The sequence below is a fragment of the Bradyrhizobium sp. STM 3561 genome (assembly GCF_045571455.1).
GTDB classification, from domain to species: domain Bacteria; phylum Pseudomonadota; class Alphaproteobacteria; order Rhizobiales; family Xanthobacteraceae; genus Bradyrhizobium; species Bradyrhizobium vignae.
Genome location: NZ_CP120695.1, coordinates 6,729,377 through 6,742,002, shown reverse-complemented (window position 1 = coordinate 6,742,002; position 12,626 = coordinate 6,729,377). Strand labels below are relative to the sequence as shown.

Here is a 12,626-nt window from a genome sequence, read left to right as displayed (position 1 = left end):
CCCCAATGCGGGAAATCAAACTCCAGGACCTCAAGACGAAAACCCCGGCCGAGCTCGTCTCGTTCGCGGAAGAGAACGGGGTCGAGAATGCCAGCACCATGCGCAAGCAGGAGCTGCTGTTCGCCATCCTCAAGCAGCTCTCGCTCGCCGAGACCGATATCGTCGGCGAAGGCGTCGTTGAGGTGCTCTCCGACGGCTTCGGCTTCCTCCGCTCGCCCGATGCGAATTATCTGCCGGGCCCGGACGACATCTACGTTTCGCCCTCGCAGATCCGCCGTTTCGGCCTGCGCACCGGTGACACCATCGAAGGCCACATTCGCAGCCCGAAAGAGGGCGAGCGCTACTTTGCGCTGTTGAAGGTCAACACGCTCAATTTCGAGGACCCGGAAAAGGCCAAGCACAAGGTCAATTTCGACAACCTCACGCCGTTGTTTCCGAACCAGCGCTTCCGCATGGAAATCGACGATCCGACGCGAAAAGACCTGTCTGCGCGCGTGATCGACATCGTTGCGCCGATCGGCAAGGGCCAGCGCGCCTTGATCGTCGCGCCGCCGCGCACCGGTAAAACCGTGCTGATGCAGAACATCGCGCACTCGATCACGCACAATCATCCGGAATGCTATCTGATCGTGCTTCTGATCGACGAGCGTCCGGAAGAAGTCACGGACATGCAGCGCTCGGTGAAGGGCGAGGTGGTGTCCTCGACCTTCGACGAGCCGGCGGTGCGCCACGTCCAGGTCGCCGAGATGGTGATCGAGAAAGCCAAACGCCTGGTCGAGCATGGCCGCGACGTGGTGATCCTGCTCGATTCGATCACCCGCCTCGGCCGCGCCTACAACACCGTCGTGCCGTCATCCGGCAAGGTGCTGACCGGCGGTGTCGACGCCAACGCGTTGCAGCGCCCGAAGCGCTTCTTCGGTGCCGCCCGCAATATCGAGGAGGGCGGCTCGCTGACCATCATCGCGACCGCGCTGGTTGATACCGGCAGCCGCATGGACGAAGTCATCTTCGAAGAGTTCAAGGGCACCGGTAACTCGGAGCTGATCCTCGACCGCAAGGTCTCGGACAAGCGTACCTTCCCGGCGATCGATATCTCGCGCTCCGGCACCCGCAAGGAGGAGCTCATCACCGATCCGCAGGTGCTCAAGAAGATGTACGTGCTCCGGCGCATCCTCAATCCGATGGGTACGATGGACGCCATCGACTTCCTGCTCGACAAGCTGCGCTCGACCAAGAGCAATTCGGAGTTCTTCGACTCCATGAACACATGAGTGCAGTGCAGCAAGGAACAAAGGGCGCCTTCGGGCGCTCTTTTTGTTGCGGCTTTGCTGCAGCGAAGTGCAGCATGAATGGTGGCTAGCGACCCGAGTTCGGGACGTCTTTTAATCTGTTGATATATAAAAGTAATACTTGAATTTTGGCCAGCCTATCCGCCGCGCGCGCGAGCATTTTTGCAGCAAAATTGCTGGGGGTTTATTGCATTGCAACATTAATCATTGTGAGATCCGGTGCAGCAAAATCCCGCAGCCCGGCAGCTAACAACGGATGTTTGCCTTTTCGCCGCGAGCCGGACAAATAGGCCATGCATCCGCGAGACCAGACCATTTTTGCGCTGTCATCCGGCCGGGCGCCCAGCGCGATCGCCGTGGTGCGCGTGTCGGGCTCGCAGGCCAGTCTGGTACTGACGACGCTCGCGGGCAAGCTGCCGGCGCCGCGGCAGGCGAGCCGCCGGCTGCTCCGCAACAGTGCGGGCGAGCCGATCGACGAGGCGGTCGTGCTCTGGTTTCCGGGACCAGCCAGCGCGACCGGGGAGGACATCGCCGAATTTCACGTCCATGGCGGCCGAGCCGTGCTGGCGGCGCTCTTTTCGGAGATTTCTAATATTCCGAATACACGGGCGGCTGAACCTGGAGAGTTCACCCGGCGCGCTTTTGAGAATGGCAAGCTCGACCTGACCGAGGCCGAGGGCCTCGACGATCTCATCCACGCCGACACCGACCGGCAGCGACGTCAGGCGCTGCGCCAATTGCAGGGCCTGCTCGGCGATCGCGCGCGCGACTGGCGCGAGCGCATCATCGAGGCCTCGGCGCTGATCGAGGCCGGTATCGATTTTTCCGATGAAGGCGATGTGCCGGCAGCGCTGAGGGCGCCGGCGGTGAAAGCGATCAAAGCGCTGCACGACGAAATCGCAAAGGTCCTTGCCGCACAAGGACATTCTGAACGCCTGCGCGACGGCCTGGTGGTTGCGATCGCCGGCGAGCCCAACGTCGGCAAGTCGACGCTGATGAATCAGCTCGCGCGCCGCGAGGTCGCGATCGTTTCGCCGCATGCCGGGACTACGCGCGACGTCATCGAGGTGCAGCTCGATCTCGACGGTTATCCCGTCACTGTCATTGACACCGCCGGCATTCGCGAGACCGATGATCCCGTCGAGCAGGAGGGCGTGCGTCGGGCGCGGGCGCGAGCCGAGGACGCCGATTTGGTGCTGTGGCTGGTGGAGGGCGGGCAGGCTGCCGATCCCGACGCAAGACCCTCGCTGTGGACGTCCGGAGATGGAAGTGATGAGTCCGGCGGCTCGGTCTGGATCGTGCGCAACAAGATCGACCTTGGCGGAGCCGGGGCAACAGAGCCGGCAGGCGAGTTCGGGATCTCGGCGAGCCGGGGTGACGGCATTCCCGAACTGGTCGAGGCACTCGTGAAATTCGCCGCCAATTTCTTCGGGACCACCGAGGGCGCATTGGTGACCCGAGCCCGCCAGCGTGATTTGTTGCGCCAGGCGTCAGACAGCTTGCGCCGGAGTCTGGAGCTTGTGGAAGACGGCGAAGAGCTCGCGGCCGAAGAGCTGCGTGCCGCCGCCTATGCCCTAGGCCGGCTGCTCGGCCGGGTGGATGTCGAGGATGTCCTCGGGGCCATTTTCCAGAAGTTCTGCATCGGAAAGTAGGCGCTAGTTCTTCATTGGAAGCTCTTGTTCCACTCCGTTGTTTCACGTGAAACAGGGACGGTTCCTGCAGTCCCTGTTTGCGGGTTCCGGTTGTTTCAGGTGAAACTGCGGCCCTGCTAAGTCACTCTAGGCACTATTGCCCGATCTGGCAGAGATGCACGTTTGAGCCAGCGGCCGCGCCTCAATCTCGTCATTGCGAGGAGCCCTTGCGACGAAGCAAATCCAGACAGCCTCCGCAGAGGATTGCTTCACCCGCTCGCAATGCCAGAGTGGGGCGACCGCCTCGCATCTAATCGGTACCTCCAGTAAACGAGGCAGTGGCTTAGTAGTACGCGTTTGATCCCATCCTGGCAGAGAGCTTTTGATTTCGTTTCACGTGAAACACGAGGCGGAACAGGGCGCCTCCTACTGTGCATGGGGTTGTTTTCGCAAAATCGCTTTCAGCCGCAAGCCCTCGTTGTTTCACGTGAAACACGCGCCCGCCGAGTTTCCGCTTCCGGCTTTTTCCGCTCTGGGATAGAAGTCCGCCCATGCGAACAGAGCGAGAGAGTTTCGACGTCATCGTGATTGGCGGCGGCCACGCCGGCTGCGAGGCCGCGGCTGCGGCTGCGCGGATGGGGGCGGCGACGGCGCTGGTGACGCACCGTTTCTCGACTGTTGGCGCGATGTCCTGCAATCCGGCCATCGGCGGCCTTGGCAAAGGCCATCTGGTTCGCGAAGTCGACGCTCTCGATGGTCTGATGGGCCGGGTGGCGGATGCCGGTGGCATCCAATTTCGCGTCCTCAATCGCCGCAAGGGCCCCGCAGTCCGGGGACCGCGGGCCCAGGCGGACCGCAAGCTCTACGCGGCTGCCATGCAGGCCGCGATCCGGGACACTGAGGGCCTCTCCGTCGTCGAAGGCGAGGCCGATGAGCTGATCGTGGTCGAGGGGCGGGTGACCGGGCTCCGCCTGGCGGACCGTCGGGAGCTGCGGGCAGGGGCCGTGGTCGTCACCACCGGGACCTTCCTGCGTGGCCTGATCCACCTCGGCGAGAAAAACTGGCCCGCCGGACGCGTCGGCGAGGCCCCCGCGATGGGTCTTTCCAACTCCTTCGAGCGTGCCGGCTTTACTCTTGGACGGCTTAAGACCGGTACTCCGCCGCGCCTGGACGGCACCACGATCGACTGGTCCGCGGTCGAGATGCAGCCTGGCGACGAGCCCCCGGAGCCGTTCTCGGTCTTGACCGAGCGGATCACGACCCCGCAGATCCAGTGCGGGATCACCCGGACCACGGCCGCGACCCATGAGGTGATCCGGGCCAATGTCCACCGCTCCCCGATGTACTCCGGCCAGATCAAGAGCTCCGGTCCCCGCTATTGCCCCTCGATCGAGGACAAGATCGTCCGCTTCGGCGACCGTGACGGCCACCAGATCTTCCTGGAGCCGGAGGGGCTCGACGATACGACCGTCTATCCCAACGGCATCTCCACCTCGCTCCCTGAGGAGGTCCAGCTCGCGATCCTCGCGAGCATTCCCGGCCTTGAGCGGGTGAAGATGGTCCGCCCCGGCTACGCCATCGAATATGATCACATCGACCCCCGTGAGCTCGATCCGACCCTGCAGACCAAGCGTCTGCGGGGGCTGTTCCTGGCCGGGCAGATCAACGGCACTACCGGATATGAGGAAGCCGCCGGGCAGGGCATCGTCGCCGGCCTGAATGCGGCGCTCTCTGCCAGCGGCGCCGCGCCGACCGTATTCGACCGGGCGGATGGCTATCTCGGCGTGATGATCGACGACCTCGTCACCCGCGGGATCAGCGAGCCCTATCGGATGTTCACCTCCAGGGCCGAGTACCGGCTGACGCTACGGGCAGACAATGCCGATCAGCGGCTGACTGAGAAGGGGATCGCTCTCGGTTGCGTTGGCAGTGCCCGAACCCAGCACCATCGCGCCAAGATGGAAGCCCTGAATGCGGCGAGAGCGCTCTCGAAGTCACTGACGATCACCCCGAATGAGGCGATCAAGCACGGGCTGTCCCTGAATCGGGACGGCCAGCGCCGCTCCGCCTTCGAGGTGATGGCCTATCCTGATATCGGCTGGAGCCAGGTCCGTGCGATCTGGCCGGAGCTATCAGCCATCGATCCCATCATCGCCACCCACCTCGAGATCGACGCCAAGTACGACGTCTACCTGGAGCGCCAGAGCGCCGACGTCGAAGCCTTCCGGCGGGACGAGGGGATGGTGCTGTCGGAAGTCGACTACCAGCTGGTCCCCGGTCTCTCCAATGAAGTCCGCGCCAAGCTGGAGAAGGCGCGGCCATTCACCGTCGGCCAAGCCGGCCGGATCGATGGCATGACGCCGGCCGCGCTCGGCATCCTCGCGGCCTATCTCCGCCGCGAGGCGAGGAAGACTTCCAAGGCAATCGCATAGGCGTTTCACGTGAAACAGCGCGGACCGGGCGGAGACAGACCGCTGTTGCGACGATCCGGATCGGGCGAGCGCGGCGGGCGCCGAGGCGAGCCGGCACCGGCCAGCCCGAAGGTCGACAAGGCAAGCGCCAACGATCAATCGCTCGACGCCATTATCGCCGCCGACAAGGCTGCGGCGCTCAAGCTCGCTCCCGTTTCACATGAAACGGAAGCCCGCCTTGATCGGTACATCGCGCTGCTCCGCGAGTGGCAGGCCAAGACCAATCTGATCGCGCCGTCGACCCTGCCAAACCTCTGGACCCGGCACATCGCCGATTCGCTCCAGCTCGTCGATCTCGCGCCGGCCGCAAAGCGCTGGGCCGACCTCGGCAGCGGCGGCGGTTTCCCCGGCGTCGTGCTCGCCTGCGCAATGGCCGAGACGCCCGGCGCCAGCGTCCATCTCGTCGAGCGAATCGCCAAGAAGGCAGCGTTCCTCCGTGAAGCAATTCGCATCACCGCGTCTCCGGGAGTCGTACATCTCGCTGAGATCGGGGATAATGTGGATAGAATCACTGGCCCTGTCGATTGCGTCACCGCGCGTGCGATGGCTCCGTTACATCAACTCATCGGCTTTGCGGAGCCGCTGATGCGTCAAGGCGCAATGGCGCTATTTCTCAAGGGTCAAGATGTAGAGGCTGAATTGACCGAAGCCGCTAAATATTGGAGTATTCAGCCTCAACTCCATCCGAGCCGAACCGGAGACGGATGGATCGTGGAACTGACGTCCGTCGAACGGCGCAGCTGAGGCGTTCAGGGGGTGAGTGGGGAATTGCGATGAGCGTGATTGACGAGCCGCAGCCAGAACAGGCCGCCCAGGAGACCAATGAGGTCCCGCACGGTCACCCGCGCATTCTCGCGCTGGCGAATCAGAAGGGTGGCGTAGGGAAAACAACCACAGCGATCAATCTCGGCACGGCGCTCGCTGCGATCGGCGAGCGCGTCCTGATCGTCGATCTCGATCCGCAGGGCAACGCTTCGACCGGCCTCGGCATCGATCGCCGCAACCGCTCCTGCTCGACCTATGACGTGCTGGTCGGGGAAGCGGCCTTGCGTGAAGCGGTGGTCTCGACCGCGGTGCCGCGGCTGCACATCGCGCCGTCGACCATGGACCTCTCCGGTCTCGAACTCGAGCTCGGCACCACGCCGGGCCGCGCCTTCAAGCTGCGCGATGCCATCGCCGCGCTCAACAACAACGTCTCGCCGGACGCCGACTACACCTATGTGCTGATCGACTGCCCACCCTCGCTCAACCTGCTCACGGTGAACGCGATGGCGGCGTCGGACGCGATCCTGGTGCCGCTGCAATGCGAGTTCTTCGCACTCGAAGGTCTGTCGCAACTCTTGCAGACGGTGGAGCAGGTGCGCTCGACGCTCAATCCGAATCTGTCGATCCACGGCATCGTGCTGACCATGTTCGACTCGCGCAACAATCTCTCGAACCAGGTCGTCGCCGACGTCCGCCAGTTCATGGGCGAGAAGGTCTACAAGACCATGATCCCGCGCAACGTGCGCATCTCCGAGGCGCCGTCCTACGGCAAGCCGGTGCTGGTCTACGATCTCAAATGCGTCGGCAGCGAAGCTTACCTGCGTCTCGCCACCGAAGTAATCCAGCGCGAGCGCGAGCTGCGCACGACGCATTAGTGGTGCCCTAGGGTGAGCAAAGCGTCTTCGCCGTGCCCACCATCTTCCGCACATAAACAACTGGTGGGCACGCTTTGCTTTGTCCACCCTGCGATTTGAAATTCAGTTCTGGAGTGTTGCACCGTGAATCCAAGGGAGCTGGCGATGGCCGACGAAGCGCGTTCGCGACTGGGCCGGGGTCTTGCAAGTCTGATCGGTGATGTCGGCGGCGAGGCTCAGCATGTCGATCGTCCGCGCGCGCAGCGCAAGGTGCCGATCGAATTCATCAAGGCCAATCCGCGCAATCCGCGCCGCACCTTTTCCGACGCGGAGCTGAAGGAGCTCTCTGACTCCATCAAGCAGCATGGCGTGATCCAGCCGATCGTGGTGCGTCCGGTGAAGGGCGCGCATGACCGCTACGAGATCATCGCCGGCGAACGGCGCTGGCGCGCCTCGCAGATGGCCGGCCTGCACGAAGTGCCGATCGTGCCGGTCGACATCAGCGACAGCGATGCCCTGGAGTTCGCCATCGTCGAGAACGTGCAGCGCGAAGACCTCAACCCGATGGAAGAGGCGCAGGGCTATCACGCGCTCGCCAACGAGTTCAAACGCAGCCAGGACGACATCGCAAGAGTCGTCGGCAAGAGCCGCAGCCACGTCGCCAACATGATGCGGCTGACGAAGCTGCCGGCCGAGGTGCAGGCCTTCATCGCGACCGGTGAATTGACGGCGGGCCACGCCCGCGCGCTGATCGGCGTCCCCGATCCGCTCGCCGCCGCCAAGCGCATCGTCGAGGAAGGCCTCAACGTCCGCCAGGCCGAGGCGCTCGCGCACGAGGAAGGCGTGCCGGAGCGCAAGCCGCAGAAGGCACGCGCCACCGGGGGCAAGCAAAAAGACCCCGATACGATCGATCTCGAAAAGCGCGTCAGCGATGCGCTGGGTCTCAAGGTCACGGTCAATCACCGCGATCCCGGCGGCTCAGTGCAGATCAACTACCGCAACCTCGATCAGCTCGATGAGGTGATGAAGCGGCTGGCGAAGGGCGCGCTGTAGCGCCTTTTTCGACCCCAGTTTCTCCTCGCGTCATTGCGAAGGAGCGCCAGCGACGAAGCAATCCAGAATCGTTCCGCGGACGGACTCTGGATTGCTTCGCTTCGCTCGCAATGACGTGGCGAGCGATCGGAGGCCTAACCCCGCCGCCTCGCATTCGCGGCGATCGCCATCAGCGTGCGCTGGGCGATGGCGGCGGCTAGCGTCGATTGCTTGCGGGTGTCGAGCGCGGCAGTCGCGAGCTGCTCGATGATGGCGGCGAGCCGCGCCGGGCTGAAATTGCGCAGCGCGGTTTCGACTGCGGGCTTTCGCGAAAAATGCAGGCGTGGAAAGCCGCCGTCGAGCACGGCGGAGGCCGGCGTACCGTCGGCGATCGCGAGCGCGGATTTGTGCAGCCACGCAGCCTGGCGCTGGGCGGCGGAGATGATCACGCCGGGATAGGTGCCTGCGATCATGGCCTTGGCGAATTCGGTCTCGACGATGTCGGGTCGCCCGGCAAAGGCGCCGTCGACGATCGGGTCGAGCTTCAGCTCCGACGCGTCGGCGACAACGGCCATCACGTCATCCAGCGTGACCTCGCCTTTGCCGTGGGCGTAGAGCGTCAGCTTGCGCAGCTCGTTGCGCGAAGCCTGGCGGTCGCCGCCGAGGAACGACATCAGCGCCGCGCGGGCGTCCTGCGCAATGCGCAAATTCGCGATGCGGAGCTCGTCCTCCATCAGCTTGGCAAGGTCGCGCTCGGTGTCGGGATAACAGCCGATCGCGACCGCCGTCTTGGCGCGCTCGCAAGCCTTGCGCAGCGGCGATTCCGGGCGCAGCTCGCCGGCCTCGATCACGATGCGGCAATCCTTCACGTTCATCTCGGCCAGCGTGTCGATTCCGCCAGCAAAGCTGCGCGAGCCGGCGCGAACGCGGATGGCGCGGCGGCCGCCGAACAGCGGCACGGTCATGGCTTCGTCGACGATACGCGAAGGCTCGGCGGCAAGCTCGTCGCCGTCGAGCTTGACCAGCGAGAACGGATCATTGGGATCGTCGACGGCCGATGCGATCAGGGCATCGGCGCGCTCGCGCACGAGGCCGGCATCGGGACCATAGAGCAGGATGATCGGACGGCCCGCATCGGGGCGGGCGAGGAAAGCGTCGATCTCTTTTCCACGCAGCGCGACCATGGCCCTAACTGTCATCCCGGCGCGCGCGAAGCGCGAACTGCGGCGCGTTCGCGCGCCTGAGAATCTCGATCAACAATCTCTGGATTCCGGGTTCGCCCTTCGGACACCCCGGAACGACGGAAATGAACTAGGTGCCCGCGGTGAAGAACGAGGCGAGCCGGGTGGTGATGTTCTCGGCGATCTCGTTGGCGGCGCGATCCTCGGCATCGCGCACGGCGCGGGTGCGCGAGAAGCGTTGATAGGATCCCGGCATGTCATAGGATACGCGCGAGAAGGTCGAGCCGGTCATGACCGACTTGCCGGTCGCAACCTCGATCAGATTGTACTGGGCGTCGATGCCGAGATTTTCGCTGGTCGGCAGTCCCGTCGCGGCGCTGACGATCAGCGAGGAGCGGCTGGTGGTGAACCGGATGTCCAGCCGGTGGGTCGGCGGCATGCCCGTCGCCGTGCCGTAAAGCTTGAAGGCCAGCGCATTGCGGATTTCGACGCCAACGCGGGCCTCTCGGGATGCATTGGGCTTGTTGATCGGCGGGAGCTCGACCCCCATCAGCTTCTCGCGCAGGCCGGGGGTGCCGTCGGTGCGTTCGGCATACATCGGCTGGAAGCAGCCGGCCGTCAGCGCCGCCAGCGCGGCCACTGCCAGCAAGCGGGCTGCGATACGGATCCTAGCCGACAACATTGACGATCCTCTTGGGAACGATGATCACCTTGCGGACGGGCTTGCCATCCAGGGCCAGCTTTACCGCATCGAGGGCCAAAACGGCAGCCTCGATTTCCGGATTCTGGGCCGCTGTTGCAACTGTGACCTCACCCCGCTTCTTGCCGTTGACCTGGACCACCAGGGTCACGCTGTCTTCAACCAGCAAATCGCGTTCGATTTGGGGCCAATCGGCCTCCGAAACCAGTCCCTCGTGTCCAAGAATCTGCCAGCACTCTTCGGCCAGATGCGGCATCATCGGCGAGAACAGCTGGACCAGAATCTGGCTTGCTTCCCGGATCGCCCAGGCGAGATCGGCCGGGGGCTGGCCGGGGCGCTGGAGCACCTCCGAGAACGCATTGGTGAATTCGCGGATATGGGCGAGGCAGACATTGAAGTGCAGCCGCTCGATACCGGTGGTGACCTTGTCCAGCGCGCCGTGGGCGGCCTTGCGCAGGGCAGTGGCGTCCGGGCCAAAGCTGGCCGGCCGGGCTGCCGGCGCACTTTTACCGACTTCGATGGAATCGTTGACCAGCCGCCACAGCCGCTGCACGAAACGCGAGGCGCCCTGGACGCGCTCGTCGCTCCAGATCACGTCACGGTCGGGCGGGGAGTCCGACAGCATGAACCAGCGCGCGACGTCGGCGCCGTAGGTCTCGATGATGTCATCAGGATCGACCGTGTTCTTCTTCGACTTCGACATCTTCTCGATCGGGCCGATCTGGATGTCTTCGCCTGTGGTGAGCAACGTTGCGCGGCGTCCGTTGCCGCCGACCTCGACCTTCACCTCGGCCGGCTGCACGTAGGTGCCGTCGGCCTTCTGGTAGGTCTCGTGCACCACCATGCCTTGCGTGAACATGCCGGCGAACGGCTCGTCCAGCGCAATATGTCCGGTCGCCTTCATCGCGCGGGTGAAGAAGCGGCTGTAGAGCAGATGCAGGATCGCGTGCTCGACGCCGCCGATATACTGATCGACCGGCAGCATCCGGTTGGCGACCGCAGGCGTCGTCGGCGCGGCCTCATTCCAGGGATCGGTGAAGCGCGCGAAGTACCAGGACGAATCCACGAACGTGTCCATGGTGTCGGTCTCACGCTGCGCTTTGCCGCCGCATTTGGGGCAGGCGACGTGCTTCCAGTTTGGATGATGATCGAGCGCGTTGCCCGGCCTGTCGAAGGTCGCATCCTCCGGCAGCTTCACCGGCAAATCGGCATCCGGCACCGGCACCACATCGCACTTCGGACAGTGAATGACGGGAATCGGGCAGCCCCAATAGCGCTGGCGCGAAATGCCCCAGTCGCGCAGGCGGAAATTCACCTGACGTTCGCCGACCGGCGCATTGCCGCGCAGCTCGCTCTCGAGGCGCTTCGCCACCTCTTCCTTGGCCTGATCGATGGTCATGCCGTCGAGGAAGCGCGAATTGATCATACGGCCGTCACCGTCATAGGCGGTGTCGGTGATGACGAAGGACTTGGGATCCTGGCCTTCGGGGCACACGACCGGCGTGTTGCCGAGATTGTACTTGTTGACGAAGTCGAGGTCGCGCTGATCGTGCGCCGGGCAGCCGAAGATCGCGCCGGTGCCGTATTCCATCAGCACGAAATTCGCGACATAGACCGGCAGCTTCCAGGTCGGGTCGAACGGGTGCACCGCGCGGATGCCGGTGTCGAAACCCTGCTTCTCCGCGGTGTCGATGATCTCCTGGGCAGTGCCGATCTTCTTGATCTCGGCGATGAACTCCGCAAGTTTCGGGTTCTTCGCGCTAGCGGCCTGTGCCAGCGGATGATCCGCCGAGATCGCCATGAACTTCGCACCGAACAGCGTGTCCGGGCGCGTCGTGAAGATCTTCAGCTCGCTCTCGCCGGCCGGCGTCGTCGCCGCATCCAGCGCGAAGCGGATCAACAGGCCTTCCGATCTGCCGATCCAGTTGCGCTGCATCAGCCGCACCTTGTCGGGCCAGCGTTCCAGCCCGTCCAGCGCGGACAGCAGCTCCTGCGAGTACTTCGTGATCTTGAAGACCCACTGGTTCATCTCGCGCTGTTCGACCACAGCACCCGAACGCCAGCCGCGGCCGTCGATCACCTGCTCGTTGGCGAGCACGGTCATGTCGACGGGGTCCCAGTTCACCTTCCGCTTCTCGCGCTCGGCGAGACCGGCGCGCAGGAAGTCCAGAAACATCTTCTGCTGGTGCTTGTAATAGGAGGGATCGCAGGTCGCGATCTCCCTGGACCAGTCCAGCGACAGCCCGATCGAGCGGAGCTGCTTCTTCATCGCGGCGATATTGTCGTAGGTCCAGGCCTTCGGCGCGACCTTGCGCTCGATGGCGGCATTCTCGGCCGGCAGGCCGAACGCGTCCCACCCCATCGGATGCAGCACGTTGAACCCCTTGGCGCGCATGAAGCGGGCCAGTACGTCGCCGAGCGTGTAGTTCCGGACATGGCCGATATGGATGCGCCCGGACGGGTAGGGGAACATCTCGAGCACATAATATTTCGGCCGCGGGTCGTCGTTCTTCGAGACGAAGATCGCCTGCTGGTCCCAGGTAGCTTGCCAGCGCGGTTCGGCGTCGCGGGCGTTATAGCGTTCGGAGGTCATGGAATCGTTGGGTTTTCTTGGGTTCGGCCGTCTAAAGACGGCGGACTAGGCCATAGAAGGCCTCAGGGGGTCAATGGGTTGCCGCGTTTTGAAACTTTGACCACGCCTCC

9 protein-coding genes are annotated in these 12,626 nt (G+C 64.1%); 6 read left to right on the top strand and 3 right to left on the bottom strand.

Going from position 1 to position 12,626, the window contains the following annotated elements; genetic code table 11:
• Positions 1-5: 5 nt before the first annotated feature.
• The 6 genes from rho to P6U28_RS31940 all read left to right on the top strand — a co-directional run bounded on the left by rho (position 6) and on the right by P6U28_RS31940 (position 8,063).
• Positions 6-1,271, top strand: coding sequence for a transcription termination factor Rho (rho, locus tag P6U28_RS31965; protein ID WP_122400261.1), 1,266 nt, complete (start codon positions 6-8; stop codon positions 1,269-1,271).
• 311 nt (positions 1,272-1,582) lie between these two features.
• A complete protein-coding gene (gene mnmE / locus P6U28_RS31960; protein ID WP_129144351.1) occupies positions 1,583-2,941 on the top strand; it encodes a tRNA uridine-5-carboxymethylaminomethyl(34) synthesis GTPase MnmE in 1,359 nt (452 codons plus the stop codon).
• Between the two features lie 530 nt (positions 2,942-3,471).
• A complete protein-coding gene (gene mnmG / locus P6U28_RS31955) occupies positions 3,472-5,352 on the top strand; it encodes a tRNA uridine-5-carboxymethylaminomethyl(34) synthesis enzyme MnmG (protein ID WP_129144350.1) in 1,881 nt (626 codons plus the stop codon).
• Positions 5,353-5,502: 150 nt separating this feature from the next.
• A complete protein-coding gene (gene rsmG / locus P6U28_RS31950; protein ID WP_407123130.1) occupies positions 5,503-6,135 on the top strand; it encodes a 16S rRNA (guanine(527)-N(7))-methyltransferase RsmG in 633 nt (210 codons plus the stop codon).
• A gap of 29 nt (positions 6,136-6,164) precedes the next feature.
• On the top strand, positions 6,165-7,031 hold the full coding sequence (locus P6U28_RS31945) for a ParA family protein (protein ID WP_027574116.1): 867 nt from the start codon (positions 6,165-6,167) through the stop codon (positions 7,029-7,031).
• Positions 7,032-7,175: 144 nt separating this feature from the next.
• A complete protein-coding gene (locus P6U28_RS31940) occupies positions 7,176-8,063 on the top strand; it encodes a ParB/RepB/Spo0J family partition protein (RefSeq protein ID WP_162500052.1) in 888 nt (295 codons plus the stop codon).
• A gap of 134 nt (positions 8,064-8,197) precedes the next feature.
• Here P6U28_RS31940 and holA read toward each other — a convergent pair whose 3' ends face one another.
• The 3 genes from holA to leuS all read right to left on the bottom strand — a co-directional run bounded on the left by holA (position 8,198) and on the right by leuS (position 12,516).
• The gene (gene holA / locus P6U28_RS31935) at positions 8,198-9,226 is read right to left on the bottom strand and encodes a DNA polymerase III subunit delta (RefSeq protein WP_129144368.1); all 1,029 of its coding nucleotides are present in this window, start codon (positions 9,224-9,226) and stop codon (positions 8,198-8,200) included.
• A gap of 127 nt (positions 9,227-9,353) precedes the next feature.
• Positions 9,354-9,905, bottom strand: a complete 552-nt coding sequence (gene lptE, locus P6U28_RS31930) for an LPS assembly lipoprotein LptE (RefSeq protein ID WP_122400267.1) — start codon at positions 9,903-9,905, stop codon at positions 9,354-9,356.
• Positions 9,892-12,516: a leucine--tRNA ligase gene (leuS, locus tag P6U28_RS31925; protein WP_122400268.1), complete on the bottom strand. Its 2,625-nt coding sequence runs from the start codon at positions 12,514-12,516 to the stop codon at positions 9,892-9,894. Before leuS ends, lptE begins: the two co-directional genes overlap by 14 nt.
• Between the last annotated feature and the right edge of the window lie 110 nt (positions 12,517-12,626).

Excerpts from the sequence above, each read along its gene's own strand:
- P6U28_RS31940 (WP_162500052.1), top strand. The coding sequence starts at position 7,176 with ATGGCCGACGAAGCGCGTTCGCGACTGGGCCGGGGTCTTGCAAGTCTG.
- rho (WP_122400261.1), top strand. The coding sequence starts at position 6 with ATGCGGGAAATCAAACTCCAGGACCTCAAGACGAAAACCCCGGCCGAG.
- mnmE (WP_129144351.1), top strand. The coding sequence starts at position 1,583 with ATGCATCCGCGAGACCAGACCATTTTTGCGCTGTCATCCGGCCGGGCG.
- holA (WP_129144368.1), bottom strand. The coding sequence starts at position 9,226 with ATGGTCGCGCTGCGTGGAAAAGAGATCGACGCTTTCCTCGCCCGCCCC.
- lptE (WP_122400267.1), bottom strand. The coding sequence starts at position 9,905 with ATGTTGTCGGCTAGGATCCGTATCGCAGCCCGCTTGCTGGCAGTGGCC.
- P6U28_RS31945 (WP_027574116.1), top strand. The coding sequence starts at position 6,165 with ATGAGCGTGATTGACGAGCCGCAGCCAGAACAGGCCGCCCAGGAGACC.
- mnmG (WP_129144350.1), top strand. The coding sequence starts at position 3,472 with ATGCGAACAGAGCGAGAGAGTTTCGACGTCATCGTGATTGGCGGCGGC.
- leuS (WP_122400268.1), bottom strand. The coding sequence starts at position 12,516 with ATGACCTCCGAACGCTATAACGCCCGCGACGCCGAACCGCGCTGGCAA.